Below are 22,891 nucleotides of genomic sequence, written 5' to 3'. Positions count from 1 at the left end.
GATCAGCGCGTCCGGCGTGGCTCCCGATTCCATTCTGGAAGCCGCACATACATTTGTTCAAGTACCTACAATTCTGTTGGGTACCCACACTTTTGTCAGTAGGAGTGCCGATGACCAAGCGGACCTACATCTGCGGACTCGACGCCGCCATCGCCGTCATGGGCGGTAAATGGAAGGGGTTAATCCTGTTTGCACTCGGCGAGGAGGGGCCTTTGCGCTTCGGAGAGTTGAGGCGGGCGGTGCCCGGTATCAGCGAAAGAATGCTGATTCTTCAACTCCGGGAGATGGAGGCAAGTGGCCTGGTGCACCGCGAGGTCTACCACCAGGTCCCGCCCAAGGTGGAGTACTCGCTGACCGAATTCGGCAGCTCCCTCAACACGGCACTCGGGCCGCTCGGGGAGTGGGGCGAGGAGCATATGGAGCGCATCCAGGCCATCCCCTAGCCAGTCCCCCGTTCGTCCGCAAAGTGATGTGCCGGAACAAGGTGAGAAAGCCGTCAGCAATCCAGCGACAGCGGTGGGGTCCTGGAAGGCGTTGCTTCCAGGACCCCACGCCATCAGCGTAGATCGCGGCCCGGGCTCGAGATCCTGAACTTGACTACGTTCTCCCCGGCCGTCCAACGGGAGAAGCCGGCCTTCTCAAGTACTCGAACTGAGGCCGGGTTAGACAGTTCCACGTCGGCGGACACCGTGTGGACAGCCGGCAAGGTGAGGGCGAAGTCGGCGAGGGCCTTGGCGGCCTCGGGGGCATAACCTCGGCCACGCCGGGAGATTACGATGCCGTAGCCGATCTCGAGGACCCCCTCCGTGGGCGGCCAGAACAGGCCGATGGAGCCCACCACCAAGCCGCTTGCGCGTTCGAACACGAGCCGGTGGCCGTAGGGGCCAAGCCAGTCGGGGTACTGCTCGAAGAGGCCCGCGACCACCCGATCGCCTTCCGCGGGAAAGTCGTCCGCCCAGTGCGGGGACCGGGTGTCGTCGAGGACCGCCAGGGCCTCACCCGTGGTCCAGGGCCTCAGGACAAGGCGCTTGGTGACCACGTCGGCGGGGACGTGTGAAGAAGAGGAAGACATGTGTCTCTCCTGATCGTTGGAACAACGACCGGCCGGGCTCTGTTATCGCACGGGCCGGATGAGGGCATGCTGATGTCGGCCAATGGCAGCCATATTCATCAACCTCCTCATCCCGAGATCACGCGTCCTTCGCGCCAGCGTGAGGCTAGTAGCCCCTCCTCTGCCGAGGCAACACCTTTCCGGGCTGCTGACCGGGGCTTTCACTCCCTGAAGGTCATATCCCTTCGCATGCGGTCGGCGGCGGGACCGCCGCCCGGTGGGCGGGATCCTCCATCGACTCGGCACCGGCTGCCCATGACGCGAACTGCGCCGACGCCACGGGCGACACCGCATGGAACATGAACGTCGACCAACCCCCCATCCCCGCCCAGCTGCGGCAACCCGGTATCAGGCCTGCGCGGCAGGCTTCGAACAGGCCCGCTCCTGCGGCATGCGGTCCCGAAGAGCAGGACTACGGCATGGTGGCCTGGAAGACACGCCTGCTCGGTACTGCGGGCGTCACGGCACGTTTTCGCGTAGCCGGTCCAGGCGGGTCACGACCGGTCCGGCCGTGACACCGTGCAGCACGACGGAGGCGAGGACGGTGAACGTGACCACCGCCCACAGCTCTCGCGCCGGTACGGGGAAACTGTGCTGTCCGAGGGCGTAGGCAAGGTAGTAGAGCGAGCCGATGCCCCGGATGCCGTAGGCCGCGGTCACCCAGCGTTCGCTGCGCCGCATGCGGGTGCCGAGCAGGCCGGCCCACCCGGACAGTGGCCGAATGACGAGCAACAGGACCAGCCCGGTGACCGCTCCTTGCCACGTCAGCGAGTCCAGACCTCCCAGAGCGACGAAGGCCCCCAGCAGGAACAGCAGCACAGCGGTGAACAGACGCTCGACTTGTTCGACGAAGTCGTGCAGGACGTTGTGGAATCCGTGAGCACGTTCCTCCGCCCGGATGGAGCAGGCAGTGACGAACACGGCGAGGAAGCCGTAGCCCTGGAGCAGTTCGGTCACGCCGTAGGCCAGGAAGGTGGCGCCCAGGGCCACGAATCCCTCTCGGTGCTCGGACAACCGCAGCGCCGATGAGTGGGAATGGAAGAACAGCCAGCCCAGCAAACGGCCGATCAGCCAGCCGCACAGCAACCCGATCCCGCACTTGAGCGCGAGGTCCTTCAGCGCCCACCCGCCGATCCAGTCCGCGGACCAGCCTCCTCCGGCGGCGGCCACCAGGGCGACCGCCGCGTAGACGAGGGGGAACGCCAAGCCGTCGTTCAGGCCCGCCTCGCTGGTCAGAGCGAACCGCACCTCGTCCTCGTCGTGCTCGTCCTCGGTCGGCTCGCCGACCCGGACTTCCGCAGCGAGCACCGGATCGGTCGGCGCCAGGACTGCGGCCAGCAGCAGTGCCGCTGCGGGCGGCCAGTCGAGCAGCCACCAGGCCGTGAGGGCGGTGAAAACGACGGTCAGCGGCATCGTGACGCCCAGCAGCCGCCATGTCGCGGCCCATCGACGCCACCCCATGGGCCGGTTGAGTGCCAGTCCGGCGCCCATCAGGGCGATGATCACGCAGATCTCGGTGATGTGCTCCGCCATCAGCCGGTCGTTCACCGGGTCGATGACCGGCAGCGGCAACGGCAGCAGGTAGACGGCGATGCCGCCCCCGAGGAAGACGAGGGGAAGTGACAGCGGCCGGCCGGCGACCACCCGTGGCAGCACCGCCGCGAGCAGTGCGCCCACCCCCAGCCATGCGAACACGGCGTCGCCGATCGTCACCCCGCCGCTCTTCCCTTCGCTCCGCCGTCAACGGCCACGGCGAGGCTGCTCAGGACGTCAGCCCACCGGCCGACCTCAGCCGGCACGTTGAGCCCAGCTGCTCCGCCGTCACCCCTTGTACCCTGCAACCGCCCGGGCCCACCTGCGGATGACGCGCCAATGCACCGCCCGTCCGGCAGGCCCGCGGGGGCGAGGCCTGCCGGGCTGCGGGCTCAGGCGTCGATGATGACGGGGATGATGAGCGGCTTGCGGCGGTGGGTGCGGAACGCCCAGTTCGCCACGGCGCGGGCGACGAGCTGTTCGAGCTGGTGCGCGTCCCCGACGCCTTCCTCGGCCGCGGTGGCCAGGGTCTTCTCGATGACGGGAATCACCGGCTCGAAGGTGGCGTCGTCGTGGACGAAGCCGCGGGCCAGGAAGTCGGGGGCCTCGGCGAGGGCGCCGGTGTCCGCGTCGACGATCGCCACCACCGTGACCACGCCTTCGGAGGCGAGGGTGAGGCGGTCCTTGAGGGAGGCTTCGGTGGCGCCGCCCACTTCCATGCCGTCCACGTAGACGTTGCCGGCGGGGACCTTGCCCGTGATGGACGCGCGGCCGTCGACCAGGTCGACGACGACGCCGTCCTCGGCGATGACGACCCGGTCGGGATCGACACCGGTACGGATGGCGAGGTCGCCGTTGGCCCGCAGGTGGCGCCATTCACCGTGCACGGGCATGACGTTGCGGGGCTTGACGATGTTGTAGCAGTAGACCAGTTCGCCGGCGCTGGCGTGCCCGGAGACGTGCACCTTGGCGTTGCCCTTGTGGACCACGTGGGCACCCCACCGGGTGAGCCCGTTGATCACCCGGTAGATGGCGTTCTCGTTGCCGGGGATGAGGGAGCTGGCGAGCAGGACGGTGTCGCCCTTGCCGATGCGGATGACGTGGTCGCGGTTGGCCATCCGGGACAGTGCGGCCATCGGTTCGCCCTGGGAGCCGGTGCACACCAGAGTGATCTTGTGGTCCGGGAGCTTCTCCAGCTCCTTCGTGCTCACGACCAGACCGGACGGCACCTTCAGATACCCCAGGTCACGGGCGATGCCCATGTTGCGGACCATGGAGCGGCCCACGAAGGCGACCTTGCGGCCGTGCTGGTGAGCGGCGTCCAGGACCTGCTGGATGCGGTGCACATGGCTGGCGAAGCTGGAGACGATGACCCGGCGCGGTGCGGTGCGCATCACCTGCTCGATCGCCGGGTTCAGCTCACGCTCGGAGGTGGTGAAACCGGGCACCTCGGCGTTGGTGGAGTCGGTGAGGAACAGGTCCACGCCCTCCTCCCCGAGGCGGGCGAAGGCGCGCAGATCGGTGATCCGCTCGTCGAGAGGGAACTGGTCCATCTTGAAGTCGCCGGTGTGCAGCACCATCCCGGCGCCGGTGCGGATCGCGACCGCGAGGCTGTCCGGGATGGAGTGGTTGACCGCCACGAACTCGCAGTCGAAGGGCCCGAAGCTGCGCCGGTCGCCCTCTCGCACCCGTACCGGGCGCGGCCGGATGCCGTGTTCCTTGAGCTTGGCCTCCAGGAACGCCAGCGTCAGCTTGGAGCCGACCACGGGAATGTCCCGGCGCTCGCGCAGCAGATAGGGCACACCGCCGATGTGGTCCTCGTGTCCGTGGGTCAGCACCACGGCCACGATGTCGTCCAGCCGGTCCCGGATCGAGGTGAAGTCCGGCAGGATCACGTCCACGCCGGGCTGGGTCTCCTCGGGGAACAGCACGCCGCAGTCGACGATGAGCAGCTTGCCGGCGTACTCGAAGACGGTCATGTTGCGGCCGATCTCACCTAGGCCGCCCAGGGCAATGACCCGCAGCCCTCCTTCGGGAAGAGGCGGTGCGGCTTTCAGCTCTGGATGCGGATGACTCATACCCTGACGGTACCCTCAGTGCGGGACAGGATGATCCATTGGCCTGTGATCTCTTCTTCCCGACCGCCCGGGTCACCGTCCCGTGTGTGAACATCTCGCCCGGTACCGGCACCGCCCGAGCCGCCCGGAGGGGCCGGTGCGTACAATCTGACCTCATGCCGAAGCCTGACGAGCTGATCGTTGACATCGCCGCCCGCGTGGAATCCGGGCAAAGCACTCAGATGTCATTGACCGTGGTCACCGGTGGTGCTGTCATCACCGGTCGCCTGGCTCCCGAAGCCGTGTGGAGACAGAGAGTGTCGGAGGTTCTGACGGATTCCGCCCACTTGGGCGAGTTCTCCGCCGTCTTCGACACCCCCCCGAAGCAGGACGGGCGCCCTACGCATCTGCACTTCCATGTCGCCCGGATCCTGCAGGGAACGGTGGGGATCCCGGAGACAGGCGGGATGTACCGCGTCGCGATCGAGGACGTCGGTGCCTGGACCGTGGGCGACTTCAGCTACTCCGACCACTGACCCACCGCCGCGCCAGCAAGCGGCACGACACGCAGTGAGGGCCCTACCGGCGCGCGCCGGTAGGGCCCTCACTGCTGCTCTGGGGGGCCGGAGCCCCCGTCGCGTCCGTCAGACGGACAGGGGGGCGCCGAGCAGGGCGGAAGCCCGCTGCAACGGGCTTTCGACGGGGGCGGGCGCGGGCTCGGGCAGGGTGCGGCAGGTGAAGCCGAGGCGGGCCATGGCCCGGAGGACTTCCGCGCCACTGAAGTCTCGGGGGTCCTGGCGGGTGATGACCTGGCCGATCTGCTTGACCGGGTAGTGGCGCCGTCCGATGATCACGGACTCACCGGTGACCGGTTCGGGCCTGATGCCCTTCATCGATTCCAGCACTCCGCCCTTGGTCAGGTCGAACGGGAAGCGGGCGATGACACAGCGCATGATGCCTCACAGAGAGAGGGGGGAGGGGGTCGACCTGCACCGAGGCCTTCTAGCGGGAGAAGGCGAGGACGCTCGGAGCGTTGTCGTGTTCGTCGGCGATGTCCCGCAGGCGGATGCGGTCGCTGTAGCCGGAGCCGTCATGAACAGCCCTGAGCCCGGCCCAGGTGACCATGCCGGTGCCCAGCCCGTCCTCGTCGCAGACGACCAGATGCCCCGTGCGGGCGGCGGCCATCACGGACAGCGCCACCTCCACGGTCATGTCCGCCCAGACCTGCGGTCCGGCCGCCTCGACGGTGTTGGCCACCGTGCCGTGCGCGGGGCGGGCGCTCGCCGGGCGGAACTGCGTCTGGTCCAGCGTCAAAGGGTGCCTCCTGCGGAGTTGGGCCGGCTCTGGGACCACGAAGGTTCTACGCCGCCGCACCGGTGGTGGACTGCCCCAGGGGCGCGCGGCGGGTCGCCGAGGCAGGGCGGCGGCGACCGCGTGAGGTGGTGCCGCGCTTCTTGGGGCGTTCGACCACGGGTGCGGTGATGACGACCGGGACGCCGGAGGGGGCTTGGGCGCCGGTGATGCGCTGCAGGGCCTCTTCGCCGCTGCGGACCTGGGTGGTCTGCGGGACGATGCCGGCCGACGCCATGAGGCGGGTCATGCCACGGCGCTGGTTCGGGGTGACCAGGGTGACGACACTGCCGGACTCGCCGGCGCGGGCCGTACGGCCGCCGCGGTGGAGGTAGTCCTTGTGGTCGGTCGGCGGGTCGACGTTGACGACGAGGTCGAGGTTGTCGACGTGGATGCCGCGGGCCGCGACGTTGGTCGCCACCAGCACGTTGACGTGCCCGGTCTTGAACTGCGCCAGCGTGCGCGTGCGCTGCGGCTGCGACTTCCCGCCGTGCAGGGCGGCGGCCCGTACCCCGCTGTTCAGGAGGTGCTCGGTGAGGCCGTCGACGGCGTGCTTGGTGTCCAAGAACATGATCACGCGACCGTCGCGTGCGGCAATGTGCGTGGTCGCCGCGTGCTTGTCGGCGCCGTGCACGTGCAGCACGTGATGCTCCATCGTGGTGACGGCTCCGGCCGAGGGGTCGACGGAGTGGACCACCGGGTCCGTCAGGTAGCGGCGGACGAGCAGGTCGACGTTGCGGTCCAGGGTGGCGGAGAACAGCATCCGCTGGCCCTCCGGGCGCACCTGGTCGAGCAGGGCAGTGACCTGCGGCATGAAGCCCATGTCGGCCATCTGGTCGGCCTCGTCGAGGACGGTGATGGACACCTGGTTCAGCCGGCAGTCGCCGCGGTCGATGAGGTCCTTGAGGCGTCCCGGCGTGGCGACGACGACCTCGGCGCCACCCCGCAGCGCGCTCACCTGCCTGCCGATGGACATGCCGCCCACCACCGTGGCCAGCCGCAGCCTGACGGACCGGGCGTACGGGGTCAGCGCGTCGGTGACCTGCTGCGCCAGCTCACGCGTGGGTACCAGGATCAGCCCGAGCGGCTGCCCGGGCTCCGCGCGCTGCCCGGCCGTACGGGCCAGCAGCGCCAGCCCGAAGGCGAGGGTCTTGCCGGAACCGGTGCGGCCACGGCCGAGCACGTCACGGCCGGCGAGGGCGTTCGGCAGGGTCGCGGCCTGGATCGGGAACGGCACGGTCACGCCTTGCGAACCGAGCGCGGACAGCAGCGCCCGGGGCATGTCGAGATCGGCGAAGCCCTCCACGGCGGGAAGCGCGGGAGTGATCGTCTTGGGCAGCGCGAACTCCCCCTGCACGGCGGCGGGCCGACGGCCGTAACCACCGGAACGGCTCGGCCCGCCGGAGCGGCTCGTGGCCGACGAACCGAATCGGCTGCCGCCCCGTCCGGAGTCGGCGCTGCCGTTGCGGGTGCGGGGGAAGCGGTCGTTCGTACGTGTGCGGTTCATGCGGAACCTTCCTCGATGCGGCACATATCAAGGAATTCCCGCAGCGATGAGCAGCACTGAGAATTGCAAGAATGAGCCGGTGTAACGGGAAAGCGAATCTGACCGGCGGAAATATCGCGCGGGCACAGTCGCTGGAATGAGTGACGCGGAGTGGACGCAACAGTGGGGCGTTCACCGCGATGACGCCATGAAGGCGGCTTACCTGATTGTCGTCCGCAGGAAGAAGCACTGCGGGAAAAGCGAGCAGCTGGGGCCCGCACCCCGAAGGATGCGGGCCCCAGCTACGAAGTGCGCGTCAGCGTCAGGCGGGAACGATGTTCTCGGCCGTCGGGCCCTTCTGGCCCTGCGCGATGTCGAAGGTCACCTTCTGGCCCTCAAGCAGCTCGCGGAAGCCCTGGGCGGCGATGTTCGAGTAGTGGGCGAACACGTCAGCGCCGCCACCGTCCTGCTCGATGAAGCCGAAGCCCTTTTCCGCGTTGAACCACTTCACGGTACCAGCAGCCATGTCATTTCTCCTTTGGGGCAGTGCATCGGGGTCCACACTGCGCGGACCCCGTGTCGCCGCGTTGATCACCCCGCCGGAAAAGACCGGAAATACAAAAGCGCTTCCAGCGGCATGAAGCCTGCCGGAGGCACTTGAAGTCGGGAACCACAACTGCAACTGAGATCGACAGTAGCACGCCTCAGCGGTCCATGTGCGGGGAAAAATGCCGGTCCCTTTATTGCGGCAGAGAATCTGTCCGCATGTTCCGTTGAAATCTAAGTCCGCGGGCACAGATATTGAGCCAGGCGGAGCGCAGCGTTTCGGCGGGCAGGGGGCGCGCCGCGATCCACCGGCCCACCCGGGACGTGCGTGGCGCAGCGGCCATGCCACGGATGCTCGACGTCCCGAGGACCCGTCCATCCCGGCGCCCAACGACCATGCAGGCGCAAGGGGATCCAGCACTGAAGACGCCGTGTGGACCCGCGCCATTTGGTTACACAGTAGGCGCGCTCCACGCCTCACAGCGCGTCAGCATGCGATGCCTGAGCGTTTTGCGGAACCCTGACAGCTGAACACCGCACTTCAACGGATAAGGGACTCGATGGCTGCTGAAGCTGCACCGGTCACGTTGGTGCCGGTCAAGGGACGGCGCAGCCGGGGCCGGATGATCGTCTCCTGGCTGACCACCACCGATCACAAGAAGATCGGTCATCTCTACCTGATCACGTCGTTCGCGTTCTTCCTGATCGGCGGGGCGCTGGCGATGGCGATCAGGGCGGAGCTGGCCCGGCCCGGGCTGCAGTTCCTGTCCAATGAGCAGTACAACCAGGCGTTCACGATGCACGGCACGATCATGCTGCTGCTGTTCGCCACCCCGACGTTCGCCGGCTTCGCCAATGCGATCATGCCGCTGCAGATCGGCTCCCCGGACGTCGCCTTCCCCCGGCTGAACATGTTTTCGTACTGGCTGTTCGCCTTCGGCGGCCTGATCGTCCTCGGCAGCTTCCTGACCCCCGACGGCGCCGCCGACTTCGGCTGGACCGCCTACACCCCGCTCAGCGGCGGTGAGCGCACCGCTCAGATCGGGGGCGACCTGTGGATCATGGGGCTGGCGCTGGCCGGCTTCGGCACGATCCTCGGCGCGGTCAACTTCATCACCACGATCATCTGCATGCGCGCACCCGGCATGACCATGTTCCGGATGCCGATCTTCACGTGGAACGTCCTGCTCACGTCGGTGCTGGTCCTGCTCGCGTTCCCGGTCCTGGCGGCGGCGCTGTTCGCCCTGGAGGCGGACCGCAAGTTCGGGGCCCACATCTTCGACCCGCAGAACGGCGGGGCGATCCTGTGGCAGCACCTGTTCTGGTTCTTCGGCCACCCCGAGGTCTACATCCTCGCCCTGCCCTTCTTCGGCGTCATCACCGAGATCCTTCCGGTCTTCTCCCGCAAACCGATCTTCGGCTACATGGGGCTGGTGGGCGCCACGATCGCCATCACCGGTCTGTCCGTGGTCGTCTGGGCGCACCACATGTTCGCCACCGGTGCCGTGCTGCTGCCGTTCTTCTCCTTCATGAGCTTCCTGATCGCCGTGCCGACCGGAGTGAAGTTCTTCAACTGGATCGGCACGATGTGGCGGGGCTCGATCTCGTTCGAGCCGCCGATGCTGTGGGCGTGCGGCTTCCTGGTGACGTTCCTGTTCGGCGGGCTGACCGGTGTGCTGCTCGCCTCACCGCCAATGGACTTCCACGTCACCGACAGCTACTTCGTGGTGGCCCACTTCCACTACGTGCTGTTCGGGACGATCGTCTTCGCGATGTTCGGCGGGTTCAGTTTCTGGTGGCCGAAGATGACCGGCACCATGCTGGACTTCCGGCTCGAGAAGATGCATTTCTGGACGCTCTTCGTCGGCTTCCACACGACGTTCCTGGTGCAGCACTGGCTCGGCGCGGAGGGCATGCCCCGTCGTTACGCCGACTACCTCGCCGCCGACGGCTTCACCGCCCTGAACACCGTCTCCTCCATCGGCTCCTTCCTGCTGGGTCTGTCGACCCTGCCCTTCCTCTACAACGTCTGGAAGACCGCCAAGTACGGCAAGAAGATCGAGGTCGACGACCCCTGGGGCTACGGCCGCTCCCTGGAGTGGGCCACCTCCTGCCCGCCGCCCCGCCACAACTTCAACGCCCTGCCCCGTATCCGCTCCGAATCCCCCGCCTTCGACAACCACCACCCGGAACTCGCCGAAGTCGAGGAGCAGGTGAACGCCGGCAGGCGTGACGCCATCGACGCCACCGACCACAAGGGCGAACCGACATGATCTCCGGTCCTCCCTCCTGCCTCCTGGACCCGCACGGCGCCGACCGGCCACCGAGAGCATCGAGTGGCAAGCGGGGTAGTCGGTAGGTACCGAAGTCTCCTCAGCGGCTATCTGGGGAGAAACCGCCGGAAGGGGACACGTCCTGTGATCGAGCGGGCGCTGGTGGGCAGGGCGCTGACCGATCTGATGATGGTCAGCCATGAGGCGGCGCTGGAGGAGCTGCCGGCTCTGGTGGCCGACCACGCTGAGGCCATCGGCTTGCACGATGTGGCGTTCTTCGTGGTCGACTTGCAAGGCAAGGTGCTGCGCCAGGTCACCGGGCAGGGCCTGGACGCCGGTGCGGGCGGTGCGGAGCTGCCGGTCGACACCACCGTGGCGGGGCTGGCGTTCCAGCGGGTGGACATGGTCGCCGAGCCGGATGCGGCGTGCGGGCGCGAGCGCCGCCGGTGGTGGGTGCCCGTCACCGACGGCGTGGAACGCCTGGGCATGGTGCGCGCGGACACCGACCGGGACGACGACCAAACCCGTGACGCGCTGCGCGAACTGGCGTCGATGGTGGCCCTGCTGCTGCTGAGCAAGCGGGCCTTCAGCGACTCCTACGCCCGGCTGATCCGGACCGCGCCCATGAGTGTGGCCGCCGAGATGCAGTGGCATCTCACCCCGCCCTCGGCCTTCGCCGGCCACGCCACCACCGTCGCCGCCGTCTCGGAACCGGCCTACGACGTCGGCGGCGACGCCTTCGACTACGCCGTGGCCGACCGGGTGCTGCACCTGTCGGTCTTCGATGCCATGGGGCACGACGCCACCGCGGGCCTGACCGCCAACATGGCGGTCGCCACCTGCCGCAACGCACGCCGCCAGGGCGCCGACCTCGTCCAGACCTCCCAGGCGGTCGAGGACACCCTGCTCTCACAGTTCGGCACCAGCCGCTACGTCACCGGCATCATCGCCGACCTCGATCTGAACACCGGACGCCTCACCTGGATCAACCGCGGCCACCACCTGCCGATCCTGCTGCGCTCCGGACGCTGGCCCCACGAGCTGCGATGCCGCCCGGCCGGCCCCATGGGCACCGCCCTGGGACTACCGGTGACCGTCTGCCACGAACAGCTGCAGACCGGCGACCGCCTCATCCTCTACACCGACGGCGTCGTCGAAGCCCGTGACGCCGAAGGGCGGCAGTTCGGCCTGGACCGCTTCCTCGACTACGTCGTACGCCACCACGCCGACCAGTTCACGGTGCACGAGACCCTGCGCCGCCTCACCCACGCCGTCCTCGCCCACCACGACGGCCACCTGGACGACGACGCCACGGTCCTGATCGCCGAATGGGGCGACCACGACCAGAACTCCCTCACGCCCTGAGCTCCGACTGCGCGGCCTTGTCCGCAAGCGGATCAGTCCTGCGCTTCGCGGACGTCCTTTCCCAGCTCGGCGAACGCCTTGAAGTCCCGCATGTGCTGCAGCGACTGCTTGCGGAAGGCACCAGGCATCAGAAGCCCCACCAGCTTCATCAGGATGCCGTTGAACCGGTATTCGTTCTCGCTCTCCCAGAGCGTCGTTTCCGGGCCGGTTTCGGTCAGCCGGTCGCGCACGGCGCTCCACATGCCCTCGCCGACGATCTCGCGGTCGAAGTGAACGACGCTCGTCTTCGGGATCTCGCGCAGGTCCACCGGTTCCCGGCGCGTGATGGTCTCGGTGCACTCGATCTTCTGCCGCCCCATCTGCATCACGACCCGCGACGTGGTACCGACCTGCCCGTGCACCCCGCTCAGCGGCTCGTGCAGCACCAGACCCCGCAGCCACTTGGGCAGGTGGGCCGGGTCGGCGAGCAGCTGGACCGCTCTCTCCCGCGGCAGGGCGATCTCGATCGAGACGGTGTACTTCACGGCGGTGCGCCCTTCCGGTCAGTCCTTCTTCAGCTCCTCGGCGAGCATCACCAGGATGCCGCTGGGACCGCGGAGGTAGGTGAGCTTGTAGAGGTCCTGGTAGGTCGCCACACCGCGCAGCGGACGGCATCCGTGCTTTGCCGCTGTCTCGAGGGCTTTGTCGATGTCGTCGACCGAGAAGGCGACGCGATGCATGCCGATCTCGTTGGGACGAGTGGGTTCCGACTCGATCGCCTCGGGATGGATGTACTCGAAGAGCTCGAGGCGGCCTTGGCCGTCCGGCGTCTGGAGCATCGCGATCCTGGCGTGATTGCCGTCGAGGCCGACAGCGGTGTCGGTCCACTCGCCGCTGACCGTGTCACGGCCGACGACCGTGAGGCCGAGGTCGGTGAAAAAGGCGATCGTCGCTTCGAGGTCGCGGACGGCGATGCCGACGTTCTCCAGTTTGATGGCCATGCCGTGCATGCTATCGAGCTGAGCCGATCCGGCACTTCCGGCGAGAGGCGAGGAGCCGACCGCGTTGAAGACGTCAGATCCGCTGTATCAGCATCCATACGACGAAGCCCAAGAAGATCACGCCCACCACCCGGTTCATTGCGTAGCCCCTGCTCGTGGGCTCCGTCGCCTCGGGATTCTTCACCCAGCCTCGCTGAAGACGGCTGTTGGCCTTCCACAGCAACTGAGGGCGTACGACTTGGACCAGCCCCATGACCAGGAAGAAGCACAGGATCAGGACGAATACCCAACCGCCGCCATCGCTGTTCGTGGCGGCCTGCACTACCGCATCGCGATTCATGCAAAGTCGGTTGCCCTTGTCTCGAACCGAGTAACAGGGACACCGCGTCACTTGGCAGCCCCGCTCCTCAGGTGACGCTGAGCGTCACCTTCCCCTCCCACCGCACGTCCCCCGCCGACCTGCCCACCATGAGCCGGTAGGGGCCGGGCTCCACGCACCAGCCGTGGTCTTCCTCCGACCAGTGCCGCACGGCGCACGGGCCCACGACCACCGTGGCAGTCGCCGTCCGGCCCGCCTCCGCCTCGACGGCCGTGTACCCGGCGAACCAGCGCACCGGACGCTCCACCGCCGAATCGGGCCGGGACAGATAGACCTGTACGACCTCGCGCCCGGCTCGGGTGCCGGTGTTGCGCACGGTCACCCGGACGGTGAACGGCTCGCCCGCCGTGACGTGGGCGGGGGCCTCCACGGCCGTGTACTGCCATGTCGTGTAGCCGAGGCCGTGGCCGAACCAGTAGGCGGGCTCCCGTCCGGCGCGCAGCCACGCCCGGTGGCCGATGTGCAGGCCCTCGTCGTAGTCGAGCCGGCCGTCGACCGGCCGCGTGCGGGTGACGGGGGCGTCCGTCAGGGACGCCGCCCAGGTGGTGGGGAGCCGGCCGCCGGGTTCGGCGAGGCCGAACAGGACGTCGGCCAGGCCCGCCCCGGCCTCCTGCCCCGGGAACCAGGCGAGCAGGACGGCGCCCGCTTCCCGCCGCCAGGGCAGCTCGACCGGGCCGCCGCTGTTGACGATGACGACCGTGCGCGGGTTCGCGGCGATCACGGCGCGGACCAGCTCGTCCTGTTGCCCTCCGAGCGAGAGGCCGGCGCGGTCGTAGCCCTCGGTCTCGCTGTGCTCGGTGGTGCCGACGACCACGATCGCGGCATCGGCGTCCTGCGCCGCCCGCACCGCGTCGGCGAGCGCGGTTGCCGTGTCCGGTTCCGGGGGCGCCGCGGCGACGACGGTGGCGCGCCCGCGTCCGGGCACCAGTTCGCGGCGGGCCACCAGCTGCACGGGCCGCTTGGCGGTCAGTACCGTCCGCACGGTGTGCAGGGGCGGGTTGACGTGGACGACGGCCGGGTCGTCGGTGTCGCCGGGGAACTCCCCGTCCAGCAGCGTGTGGCCGTCGACGGTGAGGGTCATGCGGCCGAAGCCCCCGACACCGAAGGTCCACTCCCCCGCCTCGCGGGGATGCAGGACCGCGGCGATCTCCACGGTGTGCGCGCCGGGAGGCAGGTCCGGTTCCAGCTGTCGGCCCGAGAACCTGCGTTGTGCGTACAGCTCCCGCCCCGCCGCATCCAGCACCCGCAGCCGCACGCCGGGGGCACCGGTCTCGGGGTCGGTGCACCTGTCGGTGTCGAGCGGGGCGGGCGGGGAGCCCAGTGCCGGGCCGGGCGCGTACACGACCCGGGCCCGTCCGCGCAGCCGGGCCCGGATGCCGGCAAGCGGGGTGACGACGTCGGAGCAGAAGACGCCTGCGCTGCCGCCTCCTTGGACGCGCGGGGACGCGGCGTGCACGCCGAGGACCGCGACGGTGGAGAGCTTGGCGGGGTCGAACGGCAGGACGGCCTTGTTGTGCAGCAGCACCGAACCGGCACTGACGGCCCGGCGCAGCAGCGCCCGGGTGTCGCGGGAGGCCGACGCCGGGGGCCGGCGTCGGTGATGCGGGTCCAGCGCGCCCACGCGGTCGGCGAGCCGGAGCAGCCGGCGCACCTTGTCGTCGACCGCCTCCTCGGCGACCAGGCCGTCCTTCACCGCCCGCACCAGCGATGCGCCCCAGGGGCTGTCCGGGCCCGGCATCGCCAGGTCGAGGGCGGCGCGAGCGGTTTCCTCGGTGGTGCGCACGGCCGCCCAGTCGGAGACGGCAACCCCGTCGAACCCCCATTCCCCCTTCAGGGGTTCCGCCAGGAGCGGGCTGGCCGTCATGGTCGTACCGGCGACGGCGTTGTAGCCCGCCATGACCATCCACACCCCGGCCGCGACGGCCGCCTCGAAGGGTGCGAGGTACACCTCGCGCAAGGTGCGTTCGGAGGCGCGGACGTCGACGGTCAGGCGGTCGGTCTCGGAGTCGTTGCCGACGTAGTGCTTGGCGGTGGCCGCCACCCCGAGGGCCTGGATGCCACGGATCAGCGCTGCCCCGGTACGCCCCGTCAGTTCCGGGTCCTCGGAGAAGCACTCGAAGTGGCGGCCGCCCAGCGGGCTGCGGTGGAGGTTGAGCGTGGGGGCCAGGACGACGTCGACGCCTTTGCGGGCGGCCTCGGTGGCGAGCAGGCCGCCGAGCCGCTCCACCAGGTCCTCGTCCCACATCGCCCCCACGGCGGAGGCGGAGGGCAGCAGGATCGAGGTGCGCCGCTCGTCCCAGGCCTCGCCGCGCACACCGGCGGGTCCGTCCGAGGTCACCATCTCCCGCAGCCCGATGGCGGATTCACCGGCGGTGCGCCAGGTGGTCGCGCCGGTGAGCAGGCGCACCTTGTCCTCGAGGCTCAGCCGGTGGATGAGCCGGTCGCGTGTCTCGTCGTCCATTCCCGCCCCCACGTCCATGCCCCCCTCGTACGGGAGAGCGCTCTCCCAACCATTGGCCGGGCTTCTCCTCCCGTCAAGACCCTCCCGCCGCAGGTCGACGGGGCCGCGCGGGCAGCGGAAGGGGCCCGACGGCACCCACGGAAAGCGGATGGTCGGGCCCCGGACTTCCGGCCGGGTCAGGGCAGCCGGTGGTCCGCGTTCAGCACCGCGCCGCGCTCCGGGTGGTTCTGGTCGTAGCCGCGTGTGTCGCACTGGAGGCCGCCCACGATGCAGTGGTCGACCAGCGCCTTGAGGGTCCGCTCCTCCCAGGCGTTGAAGAAGTCGTAATGGAAGGAGTAGCCGCGGCCGCTGGCCAGGCGGACCTGGCTCATGTCGCCGTTGACCGGCCAGGCCATCTTGAACTCGATCATCGGCAGGGCGACCGGGTGGGAGGCCGGGCACATGTTGTCGTTGGTGCCGGGTTTGACCACCGTGTAGGACATGTGGCTCTTGTGGTCGGGCGTGTCCAGGTACTTGCCGTCCCAACAACTGGGCGCCTGGAAACGGATGTTGAGCTTCACGTCGGGCCGACTCGGGCAGCTCGCCGGGAAGTCGGTGTTGAAGAAGCTGTCACCGCACTCCCAGCCCTCGACGAAGCCCTTGTGGCTGCGGAACTGCGTGGCGCTCTGCAGGGGGTCGCCCACGACGAACCGCAGCCCCTTGGGGAAGGGCCGCACGCTGGTGTAGTCGGTGACCGCGGCCTTGTAGTAGATGACCTGCGGGCCTTCGGGCAGGATCTTGGTGTCCCCCTTGTACAGGGACGGCATCCAGTAGGCGGAGGCGTCGGCCGGTGCCAGGCAGGTGGTGTTGCCGCCGTAGAGGCTGGCCGTCGTGCTGCCGGCGTTCGTCGTCCTGTTGCCCATGAAGGTGTGGTCGTGGGACTTGCCGGGCTGCCCGGGGTACACGATCGGGTCGTCCGGCGCGGTGTGCGTGACGGAGCAGTTGGCCTGGAACTCCTTGTGGTAGCGCGGCGGCGGCGTGGCCGTGGACGGGGTCACTCCGGTGACCTGCGGCACGGCCGGTATGTAACCGTCGCCGTCGGGGTCGTCGGCGGACGCCTGGTTCGACACCGCCATCGTGTGCCCGGTGTGGCCGCCGGCCGAGGCAGCCGTCGCGCCGCCGGGGTCGGCCGCCGTTGCGACGGTGCCGACGCCGAGGAGACTTGCGAGGAGTGCGCTGCCGAGCAGCAGCGCGGGGAGTTTGGAACGCGGTCTCATGGGGCCTCCTTGCCCGCTGAGGTGCCAGGTGGGGGGGGTGAAGGGCGCCTGGCGGGCGCCCTTCACGGTCAGCTGTAGATGCCGAACTCGTGCAGCGAGTAGCCCCAGCCGGTGCCACGCGCCGTCAGGTGCAGTCGTACGTGTCGTGCGGTCGCCGCGACGTCGATGGTGTCGATGTCGCCGTTGCCGGTCGTCGTGCTGTGCACCGTGCGCCAGGTGTTTCCGTCGTCGGACACCTGGACCTCGTAGGACTTGGCGTAGGCGGGGTCCCATACGAGCTGCAGCTTGCGGATGGCGGTGGCGGCGCCGAGGTCGACGCGGATCCACTGCGGGTCGCTCCAGTCACTCGCCCAGCGGGTGTCCGTCCTGCCGTCCGTCGCCTTGGTGGGCTCGCAGGGGCAGTCGCCGTAGGAGGCCTGGAAGGATGAGGCTGTGGTGGGCTTGTTCAGCGCCACGTTCGTGCCGGTGACCGGCGGGGCGACGACCTTGACCGACTTCGTCTCGATGCCGGCGTTGCCGCGGCCGTCCTGGGCCTCGATGTACACCTTCCACACGCCGAGCTTCTCGGGTGCCGTCACCGCGAACGTCCCGGCGCCGGTGGAGCGCCACTTGGCCTCGACCAGACGCTTGTCGCCGTTGGCGTAGTTGCCGCTGAGGAAGACCTTGTAGGTGATCGGGTCCCCGTCGGGGTCGCGGACGTCGGCGCGGACGGTGAACTCGCCGCCCGCCGGGGCGGACGAGGCGGGGCTCACGGCCATGTTCGTGATGACCGGGGGCGTGTTGTCACCGCTGGTCGACCCGGTGTAGGCCTTCTTGACCGCGTAGTAGGAGAGCCTCTTCAGCCCGTCGGGCACGAGGTTGAACCAGATGCCGCCGAAGTCGTGCTCGATGCCGTAGTGGAAGAGGGTGGCGCCCAGGGCGACGCCCCGGTGTCCGGTGACGCAGTCCCAGGCCTTGGTGTAGCCCTCGGCCTTCTGCACGTCGGTCGGCTCGTCGGGGATGCCGTTGGCGTCGTCGGGTACCTCCCACTCCCCCGCCGGGCCGCCCTCGGTGATGATGTAGGGCTTGGTGTAGCCGCCCTCGTTCCAGTCCTCCTGGACGCCGCAGATGTCGCCGTAGGAGTTCATCGAGTACAGGTCGAGGTCGGGCGCGTTGCGCTTGTAGTACGGCCAGGCGCCGGTCCAGGCGTCGGTCGAGGTGACCGGGTGGTCCGGGTCGATCGTGTGGATCTTCTTGGCGACGTCGTTGACGAAGGAGGTGTAGGCGTTGCGCTGGGTCTCCAGCTCCGCGCCGCTGTAGCAGTTCTGCAGACCGAGCACCGATTCGTTGCCGACGTTCCACATCAGCGTGGCCGGGTGGGACTTGTAGGTCTCCACCCATTTCGCGAACTCGGTCAGCATGTTGGTCTTGTACGTCGTGTCGGTCACGTAGTTGACGCAGCCACCGCTGCCCGGGCCGCCGCCCGGCTGGAGCCAGAAGCCGTTGATCACGCGGATGCCGTTGGCCGCCGCGGAGTCCAGCAGGGGCTTGGTGCCGCCGTCGGTGCCCCAGGTGCGGATCGTGTTGACGCCCATCGACTTCACGTCCGGCATGTACTTGGGCGCGTCCGCGATGGCCGGGCCCCAGGTCAGACCCTTGACCGTGTACGGCTGTCCGCCGACGGTCAGTTGCCAGTTCCCCTGGGAGCCGGCGACCTTGACCGCGCCGGTGGGCGGCGGGGGGTCGTCCGTGTTCCCGTACACCTGGAACTCCCACAGGGAGTAGCCGTAGCCGCCGGAGCGCTCGGTGCCCAGCATGCGCACGTAGCGGCCGGAACCGGAGACGGTGAGCTCGTCCGTGCCGCCGTCACCGCCGGTCACGGTGCGCAAGGTCCGCCAGTCCGTGCCGTTGTCGGAGGCCTGGATCTGGTAGCTCTTGCCGTACGCGCCTTCCCAGGTCAGCACGATCCGGCTGAGGTCGGCACGCTGTCCGAGGTCGACCTGGAACCACTGCGGGTCGCTCCACTGGCTGGCCCAGCGGGTGCCGGTGAGGTTGCCGTCGACGGCCGCCGAGGGGGCGTATCCGGCACCTTCCTGGGACGAGGCGGTGGCGGGCTTGCCCTGGGAGAGCAGGGTTTCCGCGGCCTGAGCGGGCGGAGCGGTCAGCGCGAGCGACGACGCCACCAGGGCGCCGAGGGCGAGCAGCGGCACGGCGCGACGCCCGGCGCGTCTGCGGTGCGCGAGGACTGTGGACACATCTACTCCTGCGGGTTGGGGAGTACCGACGGGCGGTGCTGTGGGAGCACCGCGTGATGGCCCCTCCGGGCCGGGGCGCGGGGATGTCATCCGGCCCGGAGGGGAGTCGTGGCCGACGGGCGGTTCGATCAGGGGTAGGACACGACGGTGGACGGCACGGTGGAGGTGCCGGCTGGCACCGTGGAGGCGCCGGTGTCGTTGATGACGTGGTTGTAGTGGCCCATGCCGCCCAGGGAGACCACGAGGAGGCTGTGGAACTTCACCCCCGGCTTCACCGGGGTCTTGAAGCCGTGATCCTGGCGGATGTTCGGGTCGACGTTGTAATTGCAGTAGCTGCCCAGGCCCCACGCCTCGTGGGTGTCCACCGAGTCGTCGACGCGGTAGGCGGCGTACCCCTTCGTCGTACCGTTCTGGATGGCGGCCTGGTTGGGGGCGTCGTAGGCCTTCTCGTTCTGGTAGAAGATCGTCCGGCCGCGTTCGCCGTACCACTCGACGTCGTACTTGTTGAAGTGCTCCACGAACAGGCCGGTGGCCAGGACGTCGTCGCCGTTGACGCGGACGCCGTAGTCGGCGCGGTTGGTCTCCCAGCCGACGCCCTCACCGTGGTCGGCGCGCCACACCCAGGTGTGGTCGATGATCGTGTCGTCGCTGTTGACGACCATGCTGGTGGTCGCCTTGCCCGCGCCCGCGCCGCCGATGCGGATGTACACGTCCTGCACGGTGGTCGGGTTGGCCGCGTGGTCGGCGGACGCTCCCTGCGGGCCGACTTCCAGCAGAGTGGGCGAGTTGACGGGTCCGGCGTCGATGAGGAAGCCGGCGAGTCGCACGCCGTCGACGTCGGCGACCTTCATGGCGGTCACCCCGTTGTCGGGGATGATCGTCGCCAGGCCGAGACCGAGCACGATGGTGTCGGCCCGGTTGATCTGGATCGTCTGGTCGACGTGGTAGACGCCGGGGGTGAACAGCAGGTGCAGGCCCTGGGCGACGGCGGCGTTGATGGTGGCGGCGGTGGCGCCGGGCTTGACGACGTAGAACTTGCTCAGCGGGATCGACTCGCCCTGCGGGGTGCCGCTCTCCCACGTGGTGCCGCGGGCGTTGGTCCGCTTGGCGGGGGCGAAGACCTTGTACTCGTTGCCGTCCAGGTAGAGGAAGGGCTTCTCGCGGGAGATCGGCGTCGTGTCGAGCGTGGTGTAGCGGGGCTCGGGGAAGCCGGTGGCGGGAGCGCCCTGAACACCTGAGAAGACCTGGTTCCAGACCGAGTTGGACCAGCCGCCGATGGAGCTGTCGCGGGTGTACCACTGCTGCTGCGAGTAGTTGCCCACCTGGCCGTCGATCTTGGAGTCGGCGATGTAGCCGCCGCTGGCCCAGCCGTAGCCGTTGGGGGCGAGGTTGAGGCCGCCCTTGACGTGCATGCGGCGGAACGAGGCAGCCTGCGAGACGGCCCACCGGTTGGTGCCGCTGACCGGGTTGACCGCCAGGTTCTCCGCGGCGCGCCAGAAGTTCTGGGTGGCGTTGCCGTTGAACCAGCCCGCGTCGACGGTGATGTCACCGTTGATCGTGGTGTCGTCGGGGCGCAGGCCGAGCCCGGCGATCTGGGTGTAGAAGCCGATCTGGGCGTTGAGGCCGCTGTAGGTGCCGGGCTTGAAGAGGAAGGCGTGCCGACCGGAGCCGAACTGGGCCGACTCCTGCTCCTTGAAGACCGCGTCCAGCTTGGCCTGGATGCCGGGCGTGGACGGGTCGAAGACGTGCACGTTGGGGCCCAAGTCGCCGCCGCCCGGAATGACCGGGCCGGGGTCGTCGCCGGTGGTGCCGAAGACCTTGAACTCCCAGAGGGAGTAGCCGTATCCGGTGGCGCGGGTGGTGCCGAGCATGCGGACGTAGCGGGCGGTGCCGGAGACGTTGACGGTCTCGGTGCCGCCGGCGCCGGTGGTGGTGGAGTAGGCCGTCGACCAGTCCGTGCCGTTCTGGGACGTCTCGATGCGGTAGGACTTGGCGTAGGCGGCTTCCCAGCGCAGTTCGACCTGGGTGAGGGTGGCGGGGGCGCCGAGGTCGACGCGGATCCACTGCGGGTCCGAGGCGGCGCTGGACCAGCGGGTGCCGTTGTCGCCGTCGACGGCCGCGGTGGCCGGGGTGCCGTAGTGCTCCTGGCTGGAGGCGGTGACCGGCTTGCCCTGCGACAACAGCACGGGGGCGGCCTGGGCCTCCTTGGTCGGGACGAAGACGAGCAGCGCGGCGGCCAGTGCGGTGACCACCACACCGACGACACCGCGACGGCCGGGTCTGCGGGACACCGGCACAGCGGGGGGTATGCCGACAGCGGGCATGGGGTGACTCCTTGACGCGGGTACTTGGGAGAGCGCTCTCCGGAACCATGCCCTTCGCGCCAAGCGGGGTCAAGGTTCCGGACACGGCTTTTCTTTTGGCGTGGATTAAGTGCGGGGCTCTTGCGGGTAGTTCGGGCGCGCTGGAGGCGGCGGGCTCCTCCCGCCGTCTGGCTCTCACCCCGGGGTGAGCCAGGGACGTTGGCGGGCCGGGAAGCGCGGTTCGGTGCAGGTTCCGGCCGCCGATTTCCCGCATACATGCTGGTCGGCCGCACTGCTGAACACCACCGCATGCAAATCTGGGCGGGCCTTGGATTGCGGCCGCCGACGGTCGCGGACGGGAAGGCGCCGGCCGAGTGGCCGGCCGTGGAGGTCTGTCCGGTCGCGTTGGTGGAGGGTCGGCAGCGCGAGGCCCTGTCGGTGGAGTGCCGGGCGAGGAGATCGCGCCGCCGGGCCCACCAGGGTCGAGAAAGTACTGGCCGCGATGCGGCGCAAGCGGGGGAAGACGTTGTGCGCCCGCACGATCGATGGCCTGCGCGAGGCCACTTCGTGAGCAGCAGGCGGATGCGGGTGTGAGCGGTCCGTGCCACGGGGAGCATCGGATGGCAACTCACAGGGCGGTGATGGGAGCCGGTGCATGAGCGTTCGGACTCGTACGCCGTACCCGTACCTCGCTGGTCTGACGGTTCCCACGGGCGCCGCCGCCGGGTTTGCCACAGCGCTGACGTCCGCACACCGCGGCTCCGATGAGTGGGTGATTTGGAGCTGTGCCGCTGTTGCGCTGACCGCCGCCAGTGGAGCTGCCTTCGTTCATGGACTCCGGCGATGGGCTGAGCTTGCTGCGCTCGGCGACGTGCCGCTGCCGGCGGTGGTCTGGCCGCTGGTGGTGCTGTATGTGATCAGCGGTGCGGTGCTGGTCGTGGCGCTACGCGGGGACCTCGTCGATGCCTGGCGGGCACTGGTACTGATCTCGCTGGCGGCTCTCGGGCTGGCACCCGGAGCGGCCACCATCGTTGGTATCGGGCATGCGGCAAGCACACCCGCCGATACTGCGCCCACCCCGCTCGGGCTTCAGTTCGGAACCCTGATCACAGCCAGCCGATTGCTGCAGTCTCTACTGACCGTTATGGGCGGAATCATCGCCCTGTTGGTCATTGCCGAGGCTACTGGCGGGCGTATGACCGAACACACCAACATCGAGACCACCTTGGTCTTCGGAGCCAGTAGTTCCGCACTCGTCGCGATCGTGTACGCCCCCGTGGCTGCGAAACTGCGCCAGCGAGGACGTGAACTGGTCGACCTGTGCCATCCGTTGGGGGCATTAGCCCCCGATGAGCTGGCGGAAGCTTTTGACAAACGGTCCCGACTTGAGACCACTCTGGGCGTAGACCGGACTGCCTTCAGCGACTTCCAGACCAACATGGTCGTCGTCGGCCCGCTCCTGGCAGGTGCAGCCTCTGCCTTCCTGTCTCGGTAGCGCTGCGTCGCATGTGAGTGTCGTGAGGTCACGGCTGAGCAATGATGCGGATTCAGCACCCC

General features: G+C 68.9%; 19 protein-coding genes. 5 read left to right on the top strand and 14 right to left on the bottom strand.

Annotated elements, in window-relative coordinates; genetic code table 11:
- The first annotated feature begins 110 nt into the window (after window positions 1-110).
- On the top strand, window positions 111-443 hold the full coding sequence (locus M8H82_RS10180; RefSeq protein WP_250072344.1) for a helix-turn-helix domain-containing protein: 333 nt from the start codon (window positions 111-113) through the stop codon (window positions 441-443).
- 113 nt (window positions 444-556) lie between these two features.
- Here M8H82_RS10180 and M8H82_RS10175 read toward each other — a convergent pair whose 3' ends face one another.
- From M8H82_RS10175 to M8H82_RS10165, 3 genes are all read right to left on the bottom strand, one after another.
- Window positions 557-1,072, bottom strand: coding sequence for a GNAT family N-acetyltransferase (locus tag M8H82_RS10175; RefSeq protein WP_250072343.1), 516 nt, complete (start codon window positions 1,070-1,072; stop codon window positions 557-559).
- A gap of 498 nt (window positions 1,073-1,570) precedes the next feature.
- A complete protein-coding gene (locus M8H82_RS10170) occupies window positions 1,571-2,824 on the bottom strand; it encodes a sodium:proton antiporter (RefSeq protein WP_250072341.1) in 1,254 nt (417 codons plus the stop codon).
- Between the two features lie 212 nt (window positions 2,825-3,036).
- Window positions 3,037-4,722 (bottom strand): ribonuclease J, encoded by a 1,686-nt coding sequence (locus M8H82_RS10165; protein WP_250072339.1) that lies wholly within the window; start codon window positions 4,720-4,722, stop codon window positions 3,037-3,039.
- Window positions 4,723-4,877: 155 nt separating this feature from the next.
- On the opposite strand from M8H82_RS10165, the gene M8H82_RS10160 reads away from it, so the two are divergent.
- On the top strand, window positions 4,878-5,237 hold the full coding sequence (locus M8H82_RS10160) for a hypothetical protein (RefSeq protein WP_250072337.1): 360 nt from the start codon (window positions 4,878-4,880) through the stop codon (window positions 5,235-5,237).
- A gap of 108 nt (window positions 5,238-5,345) precedes the next feature.
- Here M8H82_RS10160 and M8H82_RS10155 read toward each other — a convergent pair whose 3' ends face one another.
- The 4 genes from M8H82_RS10155 to M8H82_RS10140 form a co-directional block, all read right to left on the bottom strand.
- Window positions 5,346-5,654 carry an SCO5918 family protein gene (locus tag M8H82_RS10155; RefSeq protein ID WP_250072336.1) on the bottom strand — a complete coding sequence of 103 codons (309 nt, stop codon included), beginning with the start codon at window positions 5,652-5,654 and terminating at the stop codon, window positions 5,346-5,348.
- Between the two features lie 49 nt (window positions 5,655-5,703).
- Window positions 5,704-6,015, bottom strand: a complete 312-nt coding sequence (locus M8H82_RS10150) for a CBS domain-containing protein (protein ID WP_250072335.1) — start codon at window positions 6,013-6,015, stop codon at window positions 5,704-5,706.
- Window positions 6,016-6,061: 46 nt separating this feature from the next.
- Window positions 6,062-7,558, bottom strand: a complete 1,497-nt coding sequence (locus M8H82_RS10145) for a DEAD/DEAH box helicase (protein ID WP_250072333.1) — start codon at window positions 7,556-7,558, stop codon at window positions 6,062-6,064.
- A 301-nt stretch (window positions 7,559-7,859) separates the two neighbouring features.
- The gene (locus M8H82_RS10140; protein WP_023586116.1) at window positions 7,860-8,063 is read right to left on the bottom strand and encodes a cold-shock protein; all 204 of its coding nucleotides are present in this window, start codon (window positions 8,061-8,063) and stop codon (window positions 7,860-7,862) included.
- A gap of 643 nt (window positions 8,064-8,706) precedes the next feature.
- On the opposite strand from M8H82_RS10140, the gene ctaD reads away from it, so the two are divergent.
- Window positions 8,707-10,356, top strand: a complete 1,650-nt coding sequence (gene ctaD / locus M8H82_RS10135) for a cytochrome c oxidase subunit I (RefSeq protein ID WP_250072526.1) — start codon at window positions 8,707-8,709, stop codon at window positions 10,354-10,356.
- 144 nt (window positions 10,357-10,500) lie between these two features.
- Window positions 10,501-11,721: a PP2C family protein-serine/threonine phosphatase gene (locus tag M8H82_RS10130; RefSeq protein ID WP_250072332.1), complete on the top strand. Its 1,221-nt coding sequence runs from the start codon at window positions 10,501-10,503 to the stop codon at window positions 11,719-11,721.
- A gap of 32 nt (window positions 11,722-11,753) precedes the next feature.
- Here the strand turns inward: M8H82_RS10130 and M8H82_RS10125 are convergent, their stop codons facing one another.
- From M8H82_RS10125 to M8H82_RS10095, 7 genes are all read right to left on the bottom strand, one after another.
- Entirely contained in the window at window positions 11,754-12,245 is a 492-nt protein-coding gene (locus M8H82_RS10125) for an SRPBCC family protein (protein ID WP_250072331.1), read from the bottom strand.
- Between the two features lie 18 nt (window positions 12,246-12,263).
- Window positions 12,264-12,701, bottom strand: coding sequence for a VOC family protein (locus tag M8H82_RS10120; protein ID WP_250072330.1), 438 nt, complete (start codon window positions 12,699-12,701; stop codon window positions 12,264-12,266).
- A 73-nt stretch (window positions 12,702-12,774) separates the two neighbouring features.
- Window positions 12,775-13,041, bottom strand: a complete 267-nt coding sequence (locus M8H82_RS10115; protein WP_250072328.1) for a DUF6199 family natural product biosynthesis protein — start codon at window positions 13,039-13,041, stop codon at window positions 12,775-12,777.
- A gap of 67 nt (window positions 13,042-13,108) precedes the next feature.
- The gene (locus M8H82_RS10110) at window positions 13,109-15,541 is read right to left on the bottom strand and encodes a glycoside hydrolase family 3 protein (protein ID WP_250072323.1); all 2,433 of its coding nucleotides are present in this window, start codon (window positions 15,539-15,541) and stop codon (window positions 13,109-13,111) included.
- A gap of 176 nt (window positions 15,542-15,717) precedes the next feature.
- The gene (locus M8H82_RS10105; protein ID WP_250072321.1) at window positions 15,718-16,797 is read right to left on the bottom strand and encodes a DUF1996 domain-containing protein; all 1,080 of its coding nucleotides are present in this window, start codon (window positions 16,795-16,797) and stop codon (window positions 15,718-15,720) included.
- A 68-nt stretch (window positions 16,798-16,865) separates the two neighbouring features.
- Entirely contained in the window at window positions 16,866-19,031 is a 2,166-nt protein-coding gene (locus M8H82_RS10100; RefSeq protein ID WP_250072319.1) for a discoidin domain-containing protein, read from the bottom strand.
- Window positions 19,032-19,159: 128 nt separating this feature from the next.
- The gene (locus tag M8H82_RS10095; RefSeq protein ID WP_250072318.1) at window positions 19,160-21,355 is read right to left on the bottom strand and encodes a discoidin domain-containing protein; all 2,196 of its coding nucleotides are present in this window, start codon (window positions 21,353-21,355) and stop codon (window positions 19,160-19,162) included.
- 634 nt (window positions 21,356-21,989) lie between these two features.
- Here M8H82_RS10095 and M8H82_RS10090 point away from each other — a divergent pair.
- Complete coding sequence (locus M8H82_RS10090; RefSeq protein ID WP_250072317.1) at window positions 21,990-22,829, top strand: hypothetical protein; 840 nt, start codon at window positions 21,990-21,992, stop codon at window positions 22,827-22,829.
- Window positions 22,830-22,891 lie beyond the last annotated feature (62 nt).

Source organism: Streptomyces sp. YS415 (assembly GCF_023544665.1).
In the GTDB taxonomy this organism is placed as follows: domain Bacteria; phylum Actinomycetota; class Actinomycetes; order Streptomycetales; family Streptomycetaceae; genus Streptomyces.
Note: the sequence above shows the minus strand (reverse complement) of the source record. Positions and strands in the feature narration are given on the sequence as shown.